Here is a 20,791-nt window from a genome sequence, read left to right on the forward strand (position 1 = left end):
CACAAGCGGATGGCTGATACATCGAATGCTTTCACCAAATAAAATTCGGCACTGACATTCATCGACACACTGTTGAGTTCTCAAAGAACACGCACACACCATGGTCACCGTGTGAACGGCAACGTCCGGGGCTTACACGCTCGAACCCCAGACATGGCTGATAACCTCTGCCTTGTCTGGGTTGTTCAGGACGTACTCCGTACAACCTCGTTGTCCCGGTTTGTGAAGACCGGGTCGGTGTCCGTGTCGCTCTGACTCGACAAAAGTTACGCGAAGACCAACGCTTACGCAAATCGCCAGGTCAGATGTAATTTTCGTGTGAACTTCTCGGTCGAGCGTGCAGTCAGACGACGGCGATGGCGTCTATCTCGACCAACATCTCCTCGCGCGGGAGTCCCGTGAACACGGTCGTCCGGCTCGGCAGCACGTCACCTGTCGTGTTCGCCGAGACGAACTCGCCATAGGCGTCGTTCATGATCGAGAAGTCCTCACGCTTGGTCAGGTACACGCGCAGCATGATGACGTCGTCGAACGTCGCCCCGCCGGCTTCCACGATTGCCTTGACGTTCTCCAAGGTTCGAGTGGTCTGCGCGGCGACGTCACCTGGGAACAGGTATTCGCTCGTCGCCGGATCCACCGGGCCCTGACCGGAAACCTGCACGAACGGCCCTTTCCGCACCCCCTGGGAGAAGGTGTGTGCCGGGGCCGGCGCACCGGTGGTGCGGATTTCGATCTTTTCGCTCATGATTTTCCTTCCATCGAACTGTCGTTTGTCAGTGGGCGGTCATGTCGATCGGGCGGCCGCCAGCCCAGTCCCTCGGAAATTGCCGCTGCCGTGCCGCGCACTGCGGGCAGCGCAGCCAGTACCTGCTGATGGTCGAGCAACATGTCCGGTACCGACATGGACACCGCGGCCACCACGTCTCCGGTCCCGTTGCGCACCGCGCAGCCGATGCAATTGACGAAAGATTCGTGTTCTTCACGGTCCTCCGCAAAACCCTGCTGGTCCACGAGCTCGAGCTCGCGCAGGTACTGCTCCGGTGTGCTGATCGTGCGTTCCGTGAACGGCGTGTACGTGATGCGTCGAGCGATCTCTTCTCGTTCGGCGCGCGGGCGGCCTGCGACCAAAATCTTTCCCACCGCGGTGCAGTGCAGCGGTGCCGGCCGGCCGACGCGTGAGTACATCCGCACGCTCTGCTGTGCGTCGAACTTGTCGATGTAGATGACCTCCCCCGCCTCGTACGTGGCCAGGTGCACCGTCTGGCCCGTGTCGGAGTTCAGTGCAGCGAGATGCGGTCGCGCGACGGTGCGCACGTCTCGCTGCTCGAGCGCGTGATTTGCGAGCTCGAACAGCCTCGAACCGAGTTGGTACCGGTGATCTGCTCCATGGCTGACGAACCTGTCCGATTCCATGGTCCGAAGCAGTCGCAGCACCGTCGTCTTGTGTACACCGAGGACTGCGGCGAGTTCGTCGAGTGACTTCGATCCGTCCCCGAGCAAACCCAGGATCGTCAGCGCCCTCGACAAGCTCTGGCTCACAACGCCGCCTCGGTGTGCACCGCTGCCACGGCCGCGTAGTCGAGGGTCGCCCATGCATTGTCGTCGATTCCGGCCAGTGCTGCCAGTTCGTCGTGCGGCAGGACTTTCGCCACATCACCGTGGCCGGTCAATGCGCCTGCGGCACAAAGATGTCCGAATCGCACACGCTGCGCCGCGCTGTATCCCATCAGCAACGCGGCCAGAAAGCCGCCGGCGAAAGCGTCACCTGCACCGATCTTTTCGACGACGTCGAGTGTCAATGCGGGGACGTCGACTCGCGCGACTCCCTCGAATGCCGTCACCGTGTGCGCATCGTTCTTGATCACCAGATGACGGGGCTCGGGAAACATCTCGCGTACTTCCACTGGACTCGAGGTCCCGAACACCGAAGCGGCCTCGTCGGCACCCATCGACACGATGTCGCTACCGCGGACGTGCTCACCGAGGACGCGGGCCGCGTCGTCCGAACGCCCGGCCCACAAGGCCGGCCGATAGTTGAGATCGAAGCTGACAGTGGACGGGCCGGCCATCAGGCTTCGCGTCAATTGTTCCGCAGTGGGTGAGATGGCGACGGTGATGCCGGTGAAATGGACGATGTCGGCGCAGTCGATCGCCGCTCGCACCTCGTCGTGAATATCGGTGGGCGAGAGCGCAGTAGCAGCCGAAAGAGACCGGTAGTACGTCATCGCGCTGTCTCCCAGAGGCAGGTCGTGACGGTGATCGGACCCCGATCCGCGCTCCTTGATGTAGAGGCCCGTCGGCCGCCCGTTATCGACGATCACGCCCGACGTGTCCACACCGGCAGCGTCGAGTTCCGCGACCAGATATCGGCCGAACCCGTCGTCACCCACCCGCGAGACCCACGCAGCCTCGATTCCCAGTTGGACGAGGACACGAGCCACGTTGGCTTCCGCACCTCCAGCCGTCCGATGGAACGTCTCCGACCGTTCCAGTGGGCCAGGGTCCGCGACGAGGACAGCGAGGCCTTCGCCTACACACACCACCCGGGGGGCTGCCATGTCCGTCTCCTCGAACTCTTGCGGGAATGCATCGTTGGATGCAGACTACAAATGAAAGACACGATACGCAACCGTCGTTGCATATAGCGCAACGCAGAACTCGAGGAGACTGACGTGATCGACACTGCCGGAGTCGAGGCGCTGAGTCGACGACTCCTGGGGCCCGAACACAAATCGCTTCCAGCGAGATCGTGGGGACAGAGCGCCGAGAGCTTTCTGGCCACCGCGCCGCGGCTGTCGGAGTTCACCACCCCAGTACTCACCCTCGACAGGACACGCATCGCATCGAACGTCGATGTGATGGCGCAGTGGACCGCGAAGGCGGGCGTCCTCCTGGCACCCCACGGCAAAACGACCATGGCTCCCCAACTGTGGAAGCAGCAACTGGATGCGGGCTGCTGGGCCATCACCCTCGCTACCGGTTGGCAAGTTCAGGTGGCACGCGCATTCGGTGTGGAGAGAATCGTTCTCGCCAATGCCGAAGTCGATCCTGTTGCTCTGAACTGGGTTGCCGCCGAACTGGACTCGCATCCCGAGTTCGAGTTCTACTGCTGGGCGGACAGCGTCGCCACGGTGCGAGAGATGAACCGCATCCTTGCCGACCACGGCGATCGACCGGTGTCCGTCGTCGTCGAACTCGGCGGCGAGCACGGACGAACCGGCGCGCGAACGACCGAGGAGGCCGTCGCAGTAGGACGGGAGATCGCCGCGTCACCGCGTCTCGAACTGGCCGGTGTGGGCGGCTACGAGGGTGCCCTGAGCCACGACCGTTCCGAGGCCGGTCTCGCGGCAGTACGCACCTACCTCGACACTCTCGCCGCACTGCATCGCACGTTCGATGCCGAAGGACTGTACGGCGATCACGCCATTGTGACCGCAGGCGGGAGCGCGTACCAGGATCTGGTGGTAGAACGCCTGCATTCTCTGACCTCGGGCAACGGCGTGCGCACCGACGTCGTGCTCCGATCCGGGGCCTATGTGGCGCACGACGACGGCTTCTATTCGCAGATCTCACCGCTGACTCCCGCCCGAACCGAGACGCCGTTGGTTTCTGCGATGCACGGATGGGCCCGAGTGGTGTCACGCCCCGAGCCCGGCCTCGCATTGCTGGACGCAGGTAAGCGCGACTTTCCTTTCGACGAAGGAATGCCCGTCCCGCAACGTGTTCGAGGTAATGAAGTCCTGGATCCGGCCGCGGAGGTGACGGCACTCAACGACCAGCATGCTTTTCTTCGAATACCGGCAGACGACGCCGGCGCACTTCCGGTGGGGGCGGTGCTGCGGCTCGGCCTCTCGCACCCCTGCACTGCGTTCGACAAATGGCGTCTGATCCCCGTCGTGGACGACTCGGACAGCGACGACCCACTCGTGGTCGATCTGATACACACCTTTTTCTAGGAAGCAGAACTTGATGGCGGACACACTATTTCGCGGGTTCGACGTCATCGACGGCACCGGTTCCGCGCGGCTGCGTCGGGACGTTCTCGTCCGTGATGGCACCATTGCAGCACTCGTCGAGCCCGGAAGCCTTTCCAGTGCAGACAGAATCGTCGATGCAGCACCAGGTCACGTCCTGTCCCCCGGCTTCATCGACATGCATGCGCACTCCGATCTGGGGTTGCTGACCGATCCTGGGCACTTCGCCAAGATCAGCCAGGGTGTCACCACCGAGGTGATCGGACAGGACGGCATCGCGTACGCGCCCATCGACGATGCGACGTTGGACGTCATCCGGCGACAGATCGCCGGGTGGAACGGCAATCCCGTCGATCTGGACTTCTCCTGGCGGACGGTTGCCGAGTATCTCGCCCGACTCGACCGAGGCATCACTCCGAACGCTGCATATCTGGTTCCGCAGGGAACGCTGCGCTACCTGGCCGTCGGTGCCGATCGACGTCCCGCAACGCCGTCCGAGATCACCCACATGCAGGAGTTGCTGGCGCAGGGCCTGCAGGACGGTGCCGTCGGAATGTCGAGCGGACTCACCTACACACCCGGAATGTATGCCGACACAAGCGAATTACGAGCACTGTGTGAGGTAGTGGCAGACTTCGGCGGGTTCTATGCTCCCCACACCCGGTCGTACGGCGCGGGTGCACTCGACGCCTACCAGGAGATGCTCGATCTCTCCAGAGAAACCGGATGCGCCCTGCACCTGACCCACGCAACGATGAACTTCGGTGTCAATCGTGGTCGGGCACGTGAATTTCTCGATCTTGTCGACTCCGCGATCGCCGACGGCTGCGACGTCACGCTCGATACGTATCCGTACCTACCCGGGGCCACGACTCTGTCTGCGCTGCTGCCGAGTTGGGCGATGTCGGGTGGGCCGGACCGAGCGCTGGAACGACTCGACGATCCGGCCGAGCGTCGCCGCATAGCGCAGGACGTCGATGTCGACGGCTCGGACGGCTGCCACGGAGTCACCGTCGAGTGGGAGACGATTCAGCTCAGCGGAGTATCGAACCCGGAACTCGACCGGTACGTCGGTCGCACGATGGCCGACATCTCGGCGGACGAAGGGCTCGAGCCGGTCGACGTTTTCTTCGACTTTCTACGCCGCGACGCTCTGGCCACGACCATCCTGCAGCATGTCGGGCACGAGGAGAACGTTCGCGAGATCATGCAGCATCCGCGCCACATGGGCGGCAGTGACGCCATTCTCGTAGGCGAAAAGCCACATCCGCGTGCGTGGGGAACGTTCCCCCGCTATCTGGGCCACTACGTGCGGGACGAGCAACTGCTCTCACTCGAGGAGTGCATCAATCACCTCACGGGTCGTCCGGCTGCACGGTTACGACTGCGCAGGCGCGGCACGATCGCCGTGGGTCATGCTGCCGATCTCGTGGTGTTCGACCCGGATACCGTTCGAGACACCGCCACGTTCGAAGAGCCCAAACAGCAGGCCGAGGGAATCAGCCACGTGATGGTGAACGGCTCGTTCGCGATAGACGATTTCCTTCCCACCCACTCCTTGGCAGGCCATGCCCTGCGTATGGACTCAGCCAGAAAGCAGACGTCGTGAATGCACTGACGGCAATTCTCGAAGACCGCGCACTCGCCGTGGTGCGCGCGCCGCACATCTCGGATCCCGCCGCACTCGCACACGCCCTAGCCGGCGGCGGAATTCGCGCCGTGGAGCTCACGTTCACCACGCCGGGAGTCCTCGACCTCATCCGCGCCGCATCCGATGCGGGTGCCATCGTCGGGGCCGGAACGGTCCTCACAGCCGATCAAGCCCGGGCCGCCCTGGACTCGGGTGCCAGTTTCGTCGTGACACCGGGGCTGCGGTCAGACGTCGCCGCCGTGGTGACCGCCGCGCGCATACCGCTGATGATGGGGGCACTCACCCCGTCCGAGGTGATGACCGCGCTCGACCTCGGTGCAGACGCGGTGAAGATTTTCCCGGCGCGCACCGTCGGACCGGCCTATTTCAAGGATCTGCTCGGTCCGTTCCCGGATGCACGTCTCGTCCCGTCCGGCGGCGTCAACGCCGCAAATGCCGCGCACTTTCTGGCAGCCGGAGCAGTGGCAGTAACTGCCGGCACGGATGTGGTGCCGCCGAATTCTGTTGCTACCGCTCAGTGGGACGACATCGCAGCACGAGCCCGGGCATTCGTCCACGCCATCGAAACCGACAACGAGAAAGAACTGTCATGAATTCTGCCGTCGACTGGCTGAGAACCTCGACACCCGGCCTTCTGGTGCTGTGCGGCATAGCAATCGCCGTGTTGCTCGTCGTGATCATCAAGATCAAGCTGGAACCGTTCGTCGCACTGCTCATCGTCGGACTCGGCCTGGCCCTGGCTGCCGGTCTTCCGGTCAATCAAATCGTCGGAACCGCGATCAAGAGCAACGAGTCGTTGCTCGAGACCGGCTTCGGCGGAATTCTCGGGCATATCGCCGTCATCATCGGCCTCGGCACCGTACTGGGGGCCATACTCGAGAAGTCCGGCGGCGCACAGGCGTTGACCGCCAAGTTGCTCGGAATATTCGGCGAGCGCGGCGCTCCCGTCGCGATGGGCCTGCTCGGATTGATCTTCGGTATCCCGGTGTTCTTCGACATCGGCATCTTCGTGCTCGCCCCGCTGGTGTACGTCGCCGCGCGCCAAGGCGGAAAGTCGCTGGTGCTGTACGCGTTGCCGATGCTCGCCGGCTTGTCGATGACGCACGCATTCTTGCCGCCGCACCCCGGGCCGGTGGCACTCGGTGGACTGCTCGAGGTCAATCTCGGTTGGCTGATCCTGTTCGGCTTCATCTGTGGCATACCCGGATTCATCGCTGCGGGCCTGGTATGGGGAAACTGGATCGGTAAGCGCGTCATCGTCGAGGTTCCGGACGACTTCATCAACGATGGGGACAACTCGCCCCGCGACTCGAACGGTGGCACCGGTGCCGTCACCACTGCCCGACCGGTAGTCACGACGCCTCCCTCGGTGGGCACCATCGGCGCGATCATCGCAGTGCCGCTGGTCCTCATCCTCGGTGCCACCTTCGGCAGCATCCTCCTCGACCCGGGCAATCTGCTCGAAGTGCTGACATTCTTCGGCACTCCGGCCGTCGCACTTCTCATTGCCGTGCTGATCGCGTTCTACGTTCTGGGTATACGCCGCGGGTCCACCGTTCAGGAGCTGAGCAAGCTCACAGGTGAGTCGCTGCGCCCGGTGGGCATGCTGTTGCTCGTCGTCGGCGCGGGTGCTTTCTTCGGAAAGGTCATCTCTGCCACCGGGATCGGCACTGCACTGGCCGACACCATGGCGGCGGCAGGTCTACCGATCATCGTCCTGGCGTACATCATCAGTTGCGCACTGCGTGTCGCACAGGGTTCGGCCACCGTCGCGATCGTCACCACCGGTGGCATCGTGGGCCCACTCGTCGCAGCGCAGGACTATTCGGCCCCCGCCGTCGCATCGATCGCCATGTCCATCGCAGCGGGCTCGATCATCGCGAGCCACGTCAACGACGGAGGCTTCTGGATCATCTCGAAGTTCTTCAACCTCACCGTCAAGCAGACGCTACAGACGTGGACCGTCCTCGAGACGATTCTGTCCGTGGTCAGCTTCGCGGTTGCCGGCATTCTCTTCGCGATCATCGCCTAGTCCGACAGCGCGGTCGGGTGTCGATGTCGGCACCTGATCGCGCCACTGGGAGTGCACCTGATCACCGACGAAATGGGTGTTCTCTGCCGACATCTCCCGGCTCCCCGACCGTCCGACGAGATCGTCTATTCGATCGTCCAGGCTGTGGGCGCGAGCCATGGCGTCCGACGTACGTGCTTCACCCTCCGAAGACTCGACCAGATCGGCCAAACGAACCAACGCAGCCACTCGTCCCGTCAACTGGGTCCATACGACTTCCAGTGCGCGGCGACGTGATTCGACCTGTTCCGCCGTGTCCTCGTCGACCATCGTCCGACCTATACGGATCAACTCGTCCCCTACCGAGCGCAAAGACGTTGCATCGACCGAGATTTCGGCGAGCTCGACGAACAGATCGACCTGGCTTCGCTGAAACTCGAAGTACGTCGACTGCCACGCCGGCGAGCGATGTATGCGATCGAACGAGGTGCCCGCGAGAAACAGCAGCGTGTCGTAGCGGTCCGAGAATCGGTCGTCTTTGCGATCGATCAACTGATCGACCACCCCGGCTGCCCACTGCACCCGTTTGTCGATGGGCGTTCTACGTGCAAGCGTGCTGACTCGATCCTTTGCGGCGTCCGCCAACGTCAGACCTCGCTCGGCGAGCACCCCGTATTTGATGGGTGCGGGCGTGTGCATCAGTGCATCGAAGACCGCGTCGCGCTGTTCCAGGTCGAGATGAATACCTTCGCGACGTTCCTTACGTGCCGCGCGGACGCCGTTGGCGTAGTGCCGGTTCGACATCACCACCGTGGTTCGCAGATGCTCGATCCGCTTGTTCGACTCCGCGACTCGCAACTTGTAGACCAGGGCCGCGCCGGGCTTACCCGACGAATCCTTGGCACGCCATCGATCCCGCTCGTCCACCAACTGCCGCAAGGTTCCGAATCCCCCGACCGACGGGAGAGAACGCCCCGCACGCCACCGAGCGATGAGCACCGTTCTGGTTGCTTCATCGACCCTGCCCGCCGCGACTGCCGTTGCGGCGGCGTCGGACAACGGCTCGGAATGGCCGGGTAGCCGACAGTCGGCACAGAGGCGATGCACCCGGTCATCGAATCGAGCGCGCTGCTGTGCCGAATCGCCTGCATCGAACTGAGACATCATTTCTCCTCGGTCGCACCGCGGTCCGGCGTGCTCGCCGTCGAGTGTTCCAGAAAGTTCAGATCAACCCCTTCAGGGTTTCCTCCGTGTGCGGCTTCTTCTCGGCCAGCAAGGTGCGCGCCTCGTCCAGCCCCTCCCAGACATTCCACATCAGTACCCCGCGCACGACGGCATCGTCGTCGAGGTAGTAGACGACGCCTTCCTTGCCGATCGTCTTCCAGTCCTCCACCGTGTTCAGCGACGTTGCCACCGTTCCGATTGCCTGGTAGCCGTCGTCGTACACGTCGGAATAGAAGTACGGGGTGTAGGTGTAGGCCGCGCCGGCACCTGCCATATTGCGGCCCGCCGCTTTGCCCATCTCGGTTGCGTTGTCCACGTGCTCGATGCGTCGGCGACCGAGAATGGCGTCCGGATAGTTGGCCACGTCGCCGGCCGCGTAGATGTGCTCGTCCGCGGTGCGCAGGAACTCGTCGACGACGATGCCGTTGTCCACCTCGAGACCTGCCGCCTCGGCCAGGTCTGTGCTGGGCCGGACGCCGAGGCCGAACACGACCCCATCTGCTTCCACCGCTGACCCGTCGTCCAATTGCAGCTGGACACGAGCCGACGCCTCCGCACCCGACGTGACCTTGGTTCCTCGGCGCACGGTGACCCCGTGATCGGAGAACCCCTTGTCGAACCCGGCGGCCAGCGAGCGGGGAAACATGTGGCTGCCCACGACGTCGTCGGACGTGACGAGGGTGACTTTGACACCCTGCTGAGACAGCGCTGCTGCGATTTCCGTTCCGATGTAGCCGCCGCCCACCACCGCTATGTGCTCCGCGGTCTCGGTCAGTTCCCGCAACATCCGGTAATCGGCGAAGGTGCGGAAGTAGATCACTCGTGGACTGGGCGACAGGTCGATCTGCGTCGGCGCTGCGCCGGTTGCGAACAAGAGCGTTCCGTACTCGTGGTTCTCGCCGGCCGCTGTCGTGACCGCCTGCTTCGACCGGTCAACCGACGCGATACGCGTACCCATATGGACCTCGGCACCGGTGTCCGAGGCGGTGCCGAGCGGAACCTGATCACGGCCGAAATCGCTGTCGGTCCACAACTTCTTCGACAACGCGGGGCGCGTGTACGGCTCGTCGGAATCGGCTCCGAAGATCCCGATGGAACCCGTTGCGTCGTGTTCACGAATCCCACGAGCAGCACTGTCGGCAACCATTCCGCCGCCGATGATCAGGTAGTCGTATCGCATCGCTCACTCCTTGCACGTGGGGGTATCGACGACCTGGCTACCCGGAACCGCGTGCGCGCAACCACTCCGACGCCTCGGTTCGGAAGGCCGGAACAAATCGAACCGAACGAACTGTATGCAGCATCACACCCCGTAAAGGTTGGCCCAGGCCCGTCCAGTGGGCATCTTGGTTTGCGAGACGAAACATCGCGTTCACACATTTTGGGTTGTAACGGTTCGGCTCGGACGAACGACTCACACCTCAGGACGCGAACAAAAGGAGACGATGTGACTGTTCAGATCGATTCGCTCGCAGCCGGCACCAGCAATGCCGACAATGCGATCGCAGACGTCGACCAACTCTTCGACGAAGTTTCAACGCTGGACGCCAACATCCTCGACGCCATCGAGCGCCGCACCCGCTTGGCGCGCACCCTCGCTGCCGTGACGCCCGACGCCACCGTGTCGGACACCACAGCAGACCCCTACGCCGATCTCGGCAACGACGGCCGTGTTTTCTCGCGGATGCTTTCCCGCCTCGCGCAGATCACCCGGTAACGTCCTTCCCCCTTTATTTCGCAGTCCGCGGCCCCGTCGAGCACGTCTCGGCGGGGTCGCGTTGTGTCTGGGCACGGCACCGGTGAATTTGTCGACGGACCGTTGTCAGTACCGGCACGACCGTTGTTCGACGGTCGTGCCTGTCAGTTTCAGAAGACGGCTGCACTCTTTGCAGGCGTTTCGAGGGTGAGTGCACGTGTCTTCTGACATTCTGATGTCAGAAGTGCGGTGCACGGTCGCGTTCGGCTCTCGGTGATAGGGGAGGCTTGTGATGGACCCCGACAAGCTCGCCATCGTGGAGACCGGTGTGCTGACAGCGTCGGGGGAGCGGTGGTCCCAGGCCGAGGCCCGTTTCGGTGTCCTGGCTCCCTTGCTGGAGATGCATCCGGTGCGTTCGGAAGCGGTCGACGCTGCAGCGCAGCGCTTGGGACTATCCAGGCGGCGGGTCTACACGTTGATCGGCAGGCTCAGGAACGGGACGGGGACAGTCACCGATCTTCTTACGAAGGTCTCGTCGGGAGGGCGTGGCCGCAGCCGAGTAGCGGCTGAGGTTGAGGAATTGATCGGCGACCATCTCACCCGATATTTTCTTCATCGCCAGAAGTTGAGTGTCGCTGCGCTGCATCGACGTATCGCGCTGGCGTGTCACCGCGCGGGTCTGCCAGTGCCGGCCAGAAACACCGTCACCGCACGAATCGCCGCCCTCCATCCGGCATCGGTGGCCAGGTCCCGCGGAGGACCCGATGCCGCCCGCCCGCGTCAGTCCGCCGGCGACGTTCCACCGACAGTTGCGGGGATTCTCGATCAGGTCCAGATCGACCACACCGTCGTCGATGTGATGATCGTCGACGAGTACGAGCGGCAACCGATCGGCCGCCCCTACCTGACGATCGCCATTGATGTCTTCAGCCGTTCCGTACTCGGGTTCGTCGTCACTCTGGAGCCGCCGTCGTCGATATCGGTCGGGTTGTGCCTGGGCCGCGTGTGCTGCGAGAAGCAGACATGGCTGGAGGCATGCGAGCTCGCTGAGCAGGTGCAGTGGCCGATGGCAGGGAAGCCGAAGCAGTTGTATCTCGACAACGCCTCCGAGTTCAAAAGCGAAGCGCTGCGCCGCGGATGCGCCCAGCACGCCATCACCCTCGAATACCGTCCTCCGGGCCGACCGCACTACGGCGGGATCGTCGAACGCATCATCGGGACGGCGATGACGGCGGTGCACGAGCTGCCTGGGACCACCTTCTCGAACCCAGCGGACCGAGGAAGCTACGACTCGGACAAGCATGCGGCGTTGACATTGCGTGAGTTGGAACGCTGGCTGGTCCTGGCCATAGCCTCGTATCACGCGAGCGTTCACGCAGGGATCGGGAACACTCCGGCCGCGGTGTGGGCCGGCGGGGTCGCCGCAGTTGGTCATGCCCCTCGTGTGGTGCTCGGCGAAACCGCGTTCCTGGTGGACTTTCTTCCCGTCATCCGGCGACGTCTGACGCGCACGGGCTTCGTCCTCGATCACGTGCACTACTTCTCGAACGCGCTCAAACCGTGGGTTGCGCGGCGAGAGGATCTGGGGCGGTTCGTGATACGACGTGACCCACGCGATTTGAGCAGAATCTGGGTCCTCGAACCAGACGGTGCCGGCTATGTCGAGGTGCCGTACCGGACGATGTCACATCCCGCGGTGACACTGTGGGAGCACAGAGCTGCTATCACCCGTCTCCGCGAACAAGGTCGGTCGAACGTCGATGAGGGCGCACTGTTTTCGATGATCGAGCAGATGCGCGAGGTCACCGACCGCTCGCAGAAAGCCACCCGCAAAGCCCGGCGCAACCGTGCCCGCCGCATGCATCTCACCGGCGCCGCGTCTGCGCCGATCCCGGCGATCTACCCGCCGGTGGAGCCTCGAGCGGACGGCGGCACCGCAACGCCGGTCTTCAGCGATATCGAGGAATGGTGAGCCGATGACCGCATCGACAGGAAGCAGCGACGAAGCCACCGAGTCGTCCGGTGAGGATTTGGGGCACCTGCGGGAGTCGGTTCGTCCGCTCGCCGCACTCGACGACGCGGACAGGATCCGGTTGATCCGGTCGGAGAGGTGGATTGGGTATCCGCAGGCCCGTACGGTCATCGACCATCTGGAGACGTTGTTGTCGTGGCCGGACCGACAGCGTATGCCGAACCTACTGTTGCTCGGTCCGACGAACAACGGCAAGTCGATGATCATCGAAAAGTTCCGGCGCACTCATCCGCCGATCAGCTTGTCCGATCGCGAGCAGATACCGGTGTTGTGCATGCAGATGCCCCCGGACCCGTCACCCGGCCGGTTCTACCTCGCACTGCTCACAGCGTTGGGAACACCGACCAGGCCCCGCAATCGGGTCCACGAACTCGAACAGCAAGCATTGATGCTGCTCCGCGTCACCGGCGTACGGATGTTGATCATCGACGAGCTCCACAATGTTCTCGCCGGCCGCGACAACGTGCGCCGCGAATTCTTGAACGTGCTGCGGTTTTTGGGCAACGAACTACGCATTCCTCTCGTCGCTGTCGGCACCCGTGATGCTTACCTCGCCATCCGGACCGATCCGCAGCTGGAGAATCGATTCCACCCCATCACTTTGCCGGTCTGGACCAACACAGCCGACACCAGATCACTGCTGGCCAGTTTCACCACGAGCTTCCCCCTCCGCAAACCCTCGCACGTGACATCACTGGAGATGACCGACTACCTCCTCACTCGCTCCGAGGGCACCATCGGTGAACTGGCAACGTTGCTCACTGCCGCAGCAGTGACCGCCGTCGACAGCGGAGAGGAAGCGATCACCTCATCGGTGCTCACGCGCACTCCGTACCTCGGTCCCACCGAGCGACGCCGCCAGTTCGAACGCCACCTCGCGTGAACGCGCGGCTCGCGGCGATGCCCGATGATGCGTACGTTCGCCCGTGGCCGCTGCACCCGCAGCCACTGCCCGGTGAGGCCCTCACGTCCTGGTTGGCCCGGATATGCGAGCTGTATCCGCACATCAAGCCTTCTGACCTGCTTGCAGACCTCGAAATCAATTGTGCTGTCGAGAATCTCGACCGCTACACACCGGAGCCGATACTCGTCGAGCTGGCCGGTCGCGGTGCAGTCCCGGTAGAGAGGGTGCGGATGATGACGTTGGCGGGGTGGACACCGTGGCTGCTCGACAGCACCGACCCCGCCGGCTGCGACTTCGACACCTACGTCCACCAGTTCTCGATCCTGCTACCGGCCGACCTCGCGAGGGAGGATCGACGACGTCGCACACCCACGAGCGAGGCATGGTTGCCGTGGGCGAGCACTCCGCGTAGTCGGGCATGCCCGGCATGTGTCGACAGCCTCGAATCCACTGCTGGTATCAACATGGCTCTGCTGCAGCAATATCCGGTACTGAGCAGCTGCCTCGACCACCGTTGTCGACTCGAACCCTGCTCTGCTTTGCCTGGTCATGCGATCTTCTGGGATCAGGTCCGGTTCGGTTCGGACGAACGGGTCTCGCCCGTTCCGGTTCCCTCAGCGGTGGCGGACCTCGATCGGCGCAGCACCGAGGCTCTGACAACGGGATGGGTGGAACTGCGCCCAGGCCGGGTACATGCCGCAGTCTGGTTCCGACTGCTGCGCACCGTCGTCGACGAAGTGTCTACACCACTGGTTCGCACCGGACGGTGGGCGACGAGACTCGTTGCGATCTGGAAGGCCGCCGGTCGTTCTCGCCCGCTCCGGGCCGCGTGGGTTCCGTTCGAGGACCTGCACTGGGACGAGCAGGCGACAGTCCTCGAGGCCGCAGCGATCGGCATTGCGATGGTCGAGAGCGGTGAGATCGATGCCGGCGGTGCGCACGCATCTCTGCTGAGCCCACGACAGTATGAGCCGGTCGATCCCGGGACAGCTCCGACGCGCTCGTCCTATCCCGCACCTGAGCGCGATCTGTGGGCTGACGCGCACGCTGCGGCCGAGGCCGCCATCGCGGCAGCGCGCGTCGATCCCGCATCCGCCAGTTCGTTGTACAACTTCCTTCGCTGGGGGTGCCGCACCGCAGCGGAGCTGGATGAGACGGTGCAACTGTTCCTCGACCACGGGATCCCGCTGCACCATCCGCCGACATAGCTATCGCCCGATGGAGCGGGGTCGTCCGCGACGCACACGCGGTGACAGCCGAGACACCCGTTTTCGCGGCAGGGTCATAGTCACCAACGTTATCTGTGCGGTGACCGACGAGAATTTTCCTTCCCGCACCGTCTCCGCGGAAACGCCTGCTCAGCGTGCTTTCGGCCTGAGAAGTCTGTCGGGAGGGCCCGCTACAGTCCAGCCATGACAGATCGCCAGCTCGTAGACGGCCCGACCACGATCCCGGCTGTCGTGCCGGGTGCCGCGGCGGTGTTTCCAGACCTACCGCCCGAGGTTGCTGCTCGGATCGAGCGTTCCATGGCCGCGTCCCGCTCGACCGGTACCCGCCGGGCCTACACCTCGGCGTGGCGACGCTTCGAGACCTGGTGCACCGTCGCCGGGCACCACGCGTTGCCGGCGCATCCCGCGACAGTGGCGGCCTACCTCGTCGCCGCGGCCGACACGCTCACCGTCGACGGGACGCGGGCGTACGCGGCCGCGACGTTCGGCAAGTGGATTGCGGCGATCGCCGACCGCCACCGCGCTACCGGACACGACAACCCGTGCGGGCACGAGATGGTGCGCGCCACCCTCGCCGGTATCCGGCGGGACTACGCGTCGGCGGGGGAGCGGCCCCGCAACCCGCGCGCACCGCTGCTGACCTCCGACATCACCACGATCGTCGACCACGCCCGACGCACTACAGCGGGGTGGGCGTCGGAGGTGCTCGAACGCCGCGACACCGCGCTGCTGCTGATGGGATACACCGGCGCATTTCGACGCAGCGAACTCGTAGCGCTGGAATGCCGCGATGTGCGCCGCGACCGTCTCGACGGTGCGCACGTACGGATCCGAAGATCGAAGACCGACCAGGACGGAACCGGCATCGGAACGGTGAAAGCGCTTCCGTTCACCGACTGCCACGAATCCTGCCCGGTCTGCGCGTGGGTGCGATGGCTGCAGATCGTCGCCGCGTTCGACACCGGGGGCAGAGCCGCCGTCATTCGACTGCTTTCTCGCGCAGCACAATTCGACTCCCATCTCTGCCGCGGCACCCTGCCGACCGCCGAGAAACGGTCGCCGCTGTTCCGGTCTGTCCGCAAGAACGGCAACCTCTCCGACACTGTGTTGTCCGGGGCAGCGGTCCATGCGGCGATCCGCCGCCGCGCAGCTCACGCCGGGTACGACCCCGAGACTGTCATGCAGCTCGGCGGCCATTCCCTGCGGGCAGGATTCGTCACCCAAGCCTTCCGTAACGGTGCCGATGCACATGCGATCATGCGCCAGACCGGGCACACCACACCCGCAATGGTCGAGACATATGCCCGCGAGCACGCCCCTCTGGTCGGCAACGCGGTCACCGAACTCGGTCTATGACCGGGCGTGTGACTTCACCCGTGAACGCCGATAGGGCGACCGGGGTAGATGCTGACCACGACGACTGCACCGGTTCGATTCGACCAGCGGATATCACGAACGTGGCGGTGCCGAAGCGGGATCGGCACACGTGGTCACTGTTCGAGGACTGGTGCACCGCCCATGACGAAACACCACTGGCGGCCTCCCCGGATTCACTTGCTCGGTTCCTCTCGGCGCACCCCGCGGCGTCCACGACCCAGCGCCGCCGGATCGCGGTGATCGACGCCGCCCATTCCCGGCACCTGTTACCCCAGCCGGGCCGTGCGGAGGTCGTCCGGGCTGCGCTGGACGTGGCGCGTACGGCGCGCCTGCACGAGCTGGCAGCCGTGATCGGCGGCGTCATCGCGCGCCTCCCCGAATCCGGTTGGCCGTCCGAACTGTTCGCGCGGCGAGACGCCCTCGTCCTGGTCTTTGCCTCGACCGGTCTGCCGTACACCCAGATCGCGGCCCTGCGGCCCTGCGACGTCACCGCCGATCCGAGGATCGATGCCCTTCGTATCGACACAGGCCGCGGCGTTCGCACCGTCACTCCTCTCGCACTGATGGAGACGGGTATCTCGCCGCGGACGGTGTTCCAGCGCTGGTTGGAGGTGCTGGGCCATCACACGCGGTACCCGAACACTCGAATGCTCGCCGACGCTCTCGATGCCGTGGGCGGTACCGGGCTCAGCGGATTCGACCGGTACGTCGATCCGGCCGGTCGACAGCCGCTGTCGACCGCAATCGACCGGTGGGGTCACACCCCGCTGACTGCGACTGCACTTACCGCCCATGCGGTCGCCGACATCGTTCGAGCGCACCTGGACGGACGAGCACCTGTGCACCGACACCATTCGGTGCAGGCACGGCAGCCGAGCACAGATCTCGTACCCAAGCCCGCCTCGGCTTCGCTACTCGACCCCGGCTACTACGAACACGGGACTCGGGCACGCCGAGACGCACACCAGCTACTCGGTGGCGTCGATTCGACGCTCGACGACGTCGAAGAGCGTGCGGATTCACTGTTGAAGCGGCTTCTCGAATTCGTCGAGGCAGAAGTGCCGCCGTGAGGTCGGCCGTTCGTGCCGCGAAGATGGTCCCTGCACCCGTTCAGGCCGCTTCTGTGGCGTGGAGACGCTCGACGAGACCGGGGTGAACCGATCGATCAGATCTCCGCTTGCGTGAACTCGACTGTGTCGCCCTCCGGTGCACCGACATTCCGGGAGCAATCGCCGGAGGGAACTTCGGTTCGGGTGAACCCCTCAGGCTCGGTGTGCGTACACCACAGTGAAGCCCACCGCTGGCGTGGGCACGAGGACAGGACACGTGATGAGCACTTCAAGGTTCCGTATGGCAACGTCGCTGCTCGCGTCGGCGGCGGTGATCGCCCTCGCCGGGTGCGGTTCCACCGAACCCACCGGTTCGGTGGCGGTGTCGAGCACTCCGGTGTCCACGTCGGCGGACGCGAAGGCTGCGACACCCGATGTGGCACCGTCCGAACCCGGACTGGTGGTGTACGCCAGTAACTACTCTGTGAGTGACACGGTCTCTCGGGTACAGCGCGCGCTGGAGACGGCGGGAGCTGTGGCAGCCACTGTGGATTTCGAGAAGTTGGCACAGGGAGCAGGTGAGACGATCCGCCCGACCACCGTGGTGATCGGGGGGAATCCGAAAGCGGCGTCGCCGTTGATCGCCGCGGACCAACGGGCCGCGATCGACCTTCCACAGAAGTACCTGGTCTGGCAGGCCGCCAACGGAACGGTGTTTCTGGCATACAACTCCGCCGAGTACATCGCGACGCTCGCAGGCATCCCGGTCTCGTCCGACGCCCTCGACGGACTCCGGGCCGGCTCGGCATCGACCGCGTCCGATGCGACGGGATCCTCGGCGGCCGCCGCAGAGGGCACCGATGTGTCCGCAGCGCCGGGATACCTGGTCGAGAAGACCAGTGATGCATCGGTTGCAGCGTCCATTGCCCGATACGAGGCAGCGTTCGCGGCCAAGAATCAGCCCACAGTCGCAACCGTCGATCTCGCGTCCGCCGCTGCCGAGACACCTCTGAGGCCCACCATGGTCACCTACGTCGGTAATCCTGCGGTCTCGACTGCGCTGGTCGGAGCGCAGCAGACCATGGGGATCGACCTCCCCGCCCGATACGTGGCGTGGCAGGATGCCGAAGGGATCGTTCACGTGGCTCACCCCGATATCCGTGTACTCGCCGCTCGGCATTCGATCTCGCCGACCAATCCTGTTCTCGACATGGTCGCCGCCGCCACGACCGGTTTCACCGATGCCGCTTCCGGCTCGGGCAGTTAGGTGGACGGTGTCGAATCCGGCTCACAGCACAACCACCAGCTCGTCGATGCGTCCGAAGTCGCCATGTCGGCGCTCTTCCGCGAGCACCAGCACGCAGTGACTCGATTCGTCAGCCGCTACACCCAGACCCGCGAGCAGTGTGAGGACATCGTCCAGGAGACGATGTTGCGCGCGTGGCGCGGGATCGACCGCATCGATGTGACGGCAGCATCGACGCGGTCCTATCTCATGACCATCGCGCGAAACGTACTCACCGATCAGTGGCGGGCGAGCACGAGCAGGCCGACTCTCGTCCACGATCAGATCGCACTCGCCGCCGAGTGCATCGACGACGAATTGGGCGGGGTCCTCGACGGGTGGCTCATAGACGAGTCGCTGCGTCGGTTGTCCGAGGAGCATCGAGCAGTCATCGTGCTCATCTACTACGAGGGTCGAACCGTCTCCGAAGTGGCCGCGCACCTCGATATCGCGGTCGGCACGGTCAAGTCCCGCTCCTATTACGCTGTGCGTGCCCTACGCCGGATCTTCGACGAGTTGGGATTGATTCCATGAGCTCAGCGCACGACGAGATCCGACCACTGCTCGGGGCGTACGTACTCGACGGACTCGAGCGCGACGACCGAGCAGCGGTACGACGACACCTCGACGACTGCCTTGCCTGCCGAACCGAAATCGACGTCCTGGCACCCGTCGCAGGAGTGCTTCGACGTCGCAGGCAGCCAGCAGATCTCTCACCGGTGCACTCGACGGCCGGTGCAGACCAGCGACTCGACCACCTGCTGAGCGCGATGAGGCATCAACGGACCTCCGAGAAGAGGCGGCGGCGAGTGTGGACTGCGGTGTCGGCGACCCTCGTTCTGGGAGTCGCTGCGGCGATCGTCCCGCTCAGTACCCTCGCCCGCTCCGACGATTCGACAACGGTGAACGATGCGGGTGCCCGCCCGCTCGTTCTGTCGAGCACCGTCGGGGCCACAGGTGACCTCGAGCTCACCACGAAAGCCTGGGGCACATCGATCGACGTCGACGTTCAACAACTCCCCGGCGCAGGCATCCTCACTCTGCAAGTGGTCGGCAACGACGGGACTCGACAACAAGCAGCTCAATGGTCGGTCACCGCGAGCCGAGCAGCAGCGGTGACCGGCGCAACGTCCCTTTCTGTCGAGGACATCCACTCGATCGTGATCGACGATCCGGCGGGCAACACGATCGCGCGGGCCTCTCGCTGAGACCGAGTCGTCACGGACACGGGCAGGTTTCGATGCGGTGCCTCGGACAGCGTGTCGGTCGCGTGGCCGCCCGAACGGCTGGACCGCGGTCGAGTGAGATCGGGACGCTGACGACGTACCCCGGATCGACATCCGAGTCCGAACGCGCTGGCTCTGCGTTCGCCGCACCGCATCGGTCCGTCGCTCGTTTTCCGGACTCATTCCAGAAAAGTCGTGCATACTTTCGGTCGGTTCGGTACCCGCTGTGGCATATACCAAGGGGGGTATGTAAGTACCCTAGGGGGTATCCGACCTGATCTGGAATCGAAGTCGATGAGAAGACGGGTGCAATAGGCACCACACGGCCTGTCGTGGTTATCTCATAGGTGTGTTCAGGCAGCGGAGTCGTCAAACGCTCAGCAGTGGTCGTCGAGGCGAGCCACCGAGAGCTGGCGTCTACGGCTCACGGTGCGTTTCCCCATGGCCAGCAGTACGTGTGGCGTGGGTCAGCAGTGAGTGCGGCGTATGACAGATGATGACGTGTGGTCCGGAAAGCACGCCCGAGCGCACGATGCCCCGGTCCGCTCACTCAATGCGTCGGTGTTGCGATGGAGGATCGACACTGCACGGTCCATTCCACTGTTCGATCCCGACGACGGCGGCGACGCGGCTCGCTGTCTGGTGCTGTTGGAGTCTCCGGGGCCGAAAACGATACGTCCGGGCGGGACCAACATGTGTTCGTTCGACAATCCAGATCGAACGAACCCCGTGCTGAAATCGGTGTTCGCCGACGCGGGTATCGACCGGGTGCAGTGCGTCAAGTGGAATATTGTGCCGTGGGCAGTGCTCGATGACGCCGGTCATCCGGTATCGCCGACGGCATCCGTTCTCGGTGAGGCGGGCCCATATGTCGGCGAGCTTATGGCCTTGCTGCCGAAACTGGAGGTGGTTTTCGTTCTTGGTGCGAAGGCTCTCGATGGCTACATGCGCGTCATCACTGCATCTGCTCCCACCCGCCTCCTCCCGGTGATAGCGGCACCGCACCCCTCGGCTCGCAACGCACACGCACCGGCGGCTGCTCGCCAGCGGTTGATCAACGCAGCACTGTCGGTCGCAACGCACCTGGAGAAGGCACCTGAACCCCGCACTGTGCTGAGGTAGGGCGGATCGTG

Annotated in this window: 19 protein-coding genes; 14 read left to right on the top strand and 5 right to left on the bottom strand. The window is 64.2% G+C overall.

What is annotated here, in order from left to right:
* Window positions 1–343: 343 nt before the first annotated feature.
* The 3 genes from CH285_RS12240 to CH285_RS12250 are packed head-to-tail and all read right to left on the bottom strand — an operon-like array spanning window position 344 to window position 2,558.
* A complete protein-coding gene (locus CH285_RS12240) occupies window positions 344–745 on the bottom strand; it encodes a RidA family protein (protein ID WP_032368924.1) in 402 nt (133 codons plus the stop codon).
* A complete protein-coding gene (locus CH285_RS12245; RefSeq protein WP_052068672.1) occupies window positions 742–1,539 on the bottom strand; it encodes an IclR family transcriptional regulator in 798 nt (265 codons plus the stop codon). Before CH285_RS12245 ends, CH285_RS12240 begins: the two co-directional genes overlap by 4 nt.
* The gene (locus tag CH285_RS12250) at window positions 1,536–2,558 is read right to left on the bottom strand and encodes a sugar kinase (protein ID WP_094642836.1); all 1,023 of its coding nucleotides are present in this window, start codon (window positions 2,556–2,558) and stop codon (window positions 1,536–1,538) included. Before CH285_RS12250 ends, CH285_RS12245 begins: the two co-directional genes overlap by 4 nt.
* Window positions 2,559–2,672: 114 nt before the next feature.
* On the opposite strand from CH285_RS12250, the gene CH285_RS12255 reads away from it, so the two are divergent.
* From CH285_RS12255 to CH285_RS12270, 4 genes are read left to right on the top strand one after another with little or no spacing between them, the layout of a single operon-like run.
* Complete coding sequence (locus CH285_RS12255; protein WP_094642837.1) at window positions 2,673–3,956, top strand: alanine racemase; 1,284 nt, start codon at window positions 2,673–2,675, stop codon at window positions 3,954–3,956.
* A gap of 13 nt (window positions 3,957–3,969) precedes the next feature.
* The gene (locus tag CH285_RS12260; protein ID WP_032364409.1) at window positions 3,970–5,583 is read left to right on the top strand and encodes an N-acyl-D-amino-acid deacylase family protein; all 1,614 of its coding nucleotides are present in this window, start codon (window positions 3,970–3,972) and stop codon (window positions 5,581–5,583) included.
* Window positions 5,580–6,218, top strand: a complete 639-nt coding sequence (locus CH285_RS12265) for a bifunctional 4-hydroxy-2-oxoglutarate aldolase/2-dehydro-3-deoxy-phosphogluconate aldolase (RefSeq protein WP_094642839.1) — start codon at window positions 5,580–5,582, stop codon at window positions 6,216–6,218. The genes CH285_RS12260 and CH285_RS12265 overlap by 4 nt, the downstream gene beginning before the upstream one ends.
* A complete protein-coding gene (locus tag CH285_RS12270; RefSeq protein WP_094642840.1) occupies window positions 6,215–7,657 on the top strand; it encodes a GntP family permease in 1,443 nt (480 codons plus the stop codon). Before CH285_RS12265 ends, CH285_RS12270 begins: the two co-directional genes overlap by 4 nt.
* Here CH285_RS12270 and CH285_RS12275 read toward each other — a convergent pair.
* Window positions 7,574–8,800, bottom strand: a complete 1,227-nt coding sequence (locus tag CH285_RS12275; protein WP_094642854.1) for a hypothetical protein — start codon at window positions 8,798–8,800, stop codon at window positions 7,574–7,576. The genes CH285_RS12270 and CH285_RS12275 overlap by 84 nt on opposite strands.
* A gap of 58 nt (window positions 8,801–8,858) precedes the next feature.
* Window positions 8,859–10,040, bottom strand: coding sequence for an NAD(P)/FAD-dependent oxidoreductase (locus CH285_RS12280; protein WP_094642842.1), 1,182 nt, complete (start codon window positions 10,038–10,040; stop codon window positions 8,859–8,861).
* A 267-nt stretch (window positions 10,041–10,307) separates the two neighbouring features.
* On the opposite strand from CH285_RS12280, the gene CH285_RS12285 reads away from it, so the two are divergent.
* The 10 genes from CH285_RS12285 to CH285_RS12330 all read left to right on the top strand — a co-directional run bounded on the left by CH285_RS12285 (window position 10,308) and on the right by CH285_RS12330 (window position 20,780).
* Window positions 10,308–10,577 carry a hypothetical protein gene (locus CH285_RS12285; RefSeq protein ID WP_032364406.1) on the top strand — a complete coding sequence of 90 codons (270 nt, stop codon included), beginning with the start codon at window positions 10,308–10,310 and terminating at the stop codon, window positions 10,575–10,577.
* Window positions 10,578–10,848: 271 nt separating this feature from the next.
* Window positions 10,849–12,528: a Mu transposase C-terminal domain-containing protein gene (locus tag CH285_RS12290; protein ID WP_032390135.1), complete on the top strand. Its 1,680-nt coding sequence runs from the start codon at window positions 10,849–10,851 to the stop codon at window positions 12,526–12,528.
* Between the two features lie 4 nt (window positions 12,529–12,532).
* Window positions 12,533–13,471, top strand: coding sequence for a TniB family NTP-binding protein (locus tag CH285_RS12295; RefSeq protein WP_052067054.1), 939 nt, complete (start codon window positions 12,533–12,535; stop codon window positions 13,469–13,471).
* Entirely contained in the window at window positions 13,468–14,700 is a 1,233-nt protein-coding gene (locus CH285_RS12300) for a TniQ family protein (RefSeq protein ID WP_176458470.1), read from the top strand. Before CH285_RS12295 ends, CH285_RS12300 begins: the two co-directional genes overlap by 4 nt.
* A 204-nt stretch (window positions 14,701–14,904) precedes the next feature.
* The gene (locus tag CH285_RS12305; RefSeq protein WP_027494235.1) at window positions 14,905–16,077 is read left to right on the top strand and encodes a site-specific integrase; all 1,173 of its coding nucleotides are present in this window, start codon (window positions 14,905–14,907) and stop codon (window positions 16,075–16,077) included.
* 101 nt (window positions 16,078–16,178) lie between these two features.
* Complete coding sequence (locus CH285_RS12310; RefSeq protein WP_052059180.1) at window positions 16,179–17,168, top strand: hypothetical protein; 990 nt, start codon at window positions 16,179–16,181, stop codon at window positions 17,166–17,168.
* A 259-nt stretch (window positions 17,169–17,427) separates the two neighbouring features.
* Window positions 17,428–18,414, top strand: a complete 987-nt coding sequence (locus tag CH285_RS12315) for a DUF302 domain-containing protein (RefSeq protein ID WP_080729192.1) — start codon at window positions 17,428–17,430, stop codon at window positions 18,412–18,414.
* Window positions 18,415–18,966 (top strand): sigma-70 family RNA polymerase sigma factor, encoded by a 552-nt coding sequence (locus CH285_RS12320; RefSeq protein ID WP_027494238.1) that lies wholly within the window; start codon window positions 18,415–18,417, stop codon window positions 18,964–18,966.
* Window positions 18,963–19,640, top strand: coding sequence for a zf-HC2 domain-containing protein (locus tag CH285_RS12325; RefSeq protein ID WP_027494239.1), 678 nt, complete (start codon window positions 18,963–18,965; stop codon window positions 19,638–19,640). The genes CH285_RS12320 and CH285_RS12325 overlap by 4 nt, the downstream gene beginning before the upstream one ends.
* Window positions 19,641–20,144: 504 nt before the next feature.
* Complete coding sequence (locus tag CH285_RS12330; protein ID WP_051364861.1) at window positions 20,145–20,780, top strand: uracil-DNA glycosylase; 636 nt, start codon at window positions 20,145–20,147, stop codon at window positions 20,778–20,780.
* Window positions 20,781–20,791: the final 11 nt, after the last annotated feature.

This window comes from Rhodococcus sp. 05-2256-B1 (assembly GCF_002258465.1).
Lineage (GTDB): Bacteria > Actinomycetota > Actinomycetes > Mycobacteriales > Mycobacteriaceae > Rhodococcoides > Rhodococcoides fascians.

Bases quoted from the DNA above. Each gene is read 5' to 3' on its own strand.
- CH285_RS12315 (WP_080729192.1), top strand. From the start codon at position 17,428: ATGAGCACTTCAAGGTTCCGTATGGCAACGTCGCTGCTCGCGTCGGCG.
- CH285_RS12280 (WP_094642842.1), bottom strand. From the start codon at position 10,040: ATGCGATACGACTACCTGATCATCGGCGGCGGAATGGTTGCCGACAGT.
- CH285_RS12290 (WP_032390135.1), top strand. From the start codon at position 10,849: ATGGACCCCGACAAGCTCGCCATCGTGGAGACCGGTGTGCTGACAGCG.
- CH285_RS12305 (WP_027494235.1), top strand. From the start codon at position 14,905: ATGACAGATCGCCAGCTCGTAGACGGCCCGACCACGATCCCGGCTGTC.
- CH285_RS12330 (WP_051364861.1), top strand. From the start codon at position 20,145: ATGACAGATGATGACGTGTGGTCCGGAAAGCACGCCCGAGCGCACGAT.
- CH285_RS12295 (WP_052067054.1), top strand. From the start codon at position 12,533: ATGACCGCATCGACAGGAAGCAGCGACGAAGCCACCGAGTCGTCCGGT.
- CH285_RS12260 (WP_032364409.1), top strand. From the start codon at position 3,970: ATGGCGGACACACTATTTCGCGGGTTCGACGTCATCGACGGCACCGGT.
- CH285_RS12275 (WP_094642854.1), bottom strand. From the start codon at position 8,800: ATGTCTCAGTTCGATGCAGGCGATTCGGCACAGCAGCGCGCTCGATTC.
- CH285_RS12270 (WP_094642840.1), top strand. From the start codon at position 6,215: ATGAATTCTGCCGTCGACTGGCTGAGAACCTCGACACCCGGCCTTCTG.
- CH285_RS12240 (WP_032368924.1), bottom strand. From the start codon at position 745: ATGAGCGAAAAGATCGAAATCCGCACCACCGGTGCGCCGGCCCCGGCA.
- CH285_RS12325 (WP_027494239.1), top strand. From the start codon at position 18,963: ATGAGCTCAGCGCACGACGAGATCCGACCACTGCTCGGGGCGTACGTA.
- CH285_RS12250 (WP_094642836.1), bottom strand. From the start codon at position 2,558: ATGGCAGCCCCCCGGGTGGTGTGTGTAGGCGAAGGCCTCGCTGTCCTC.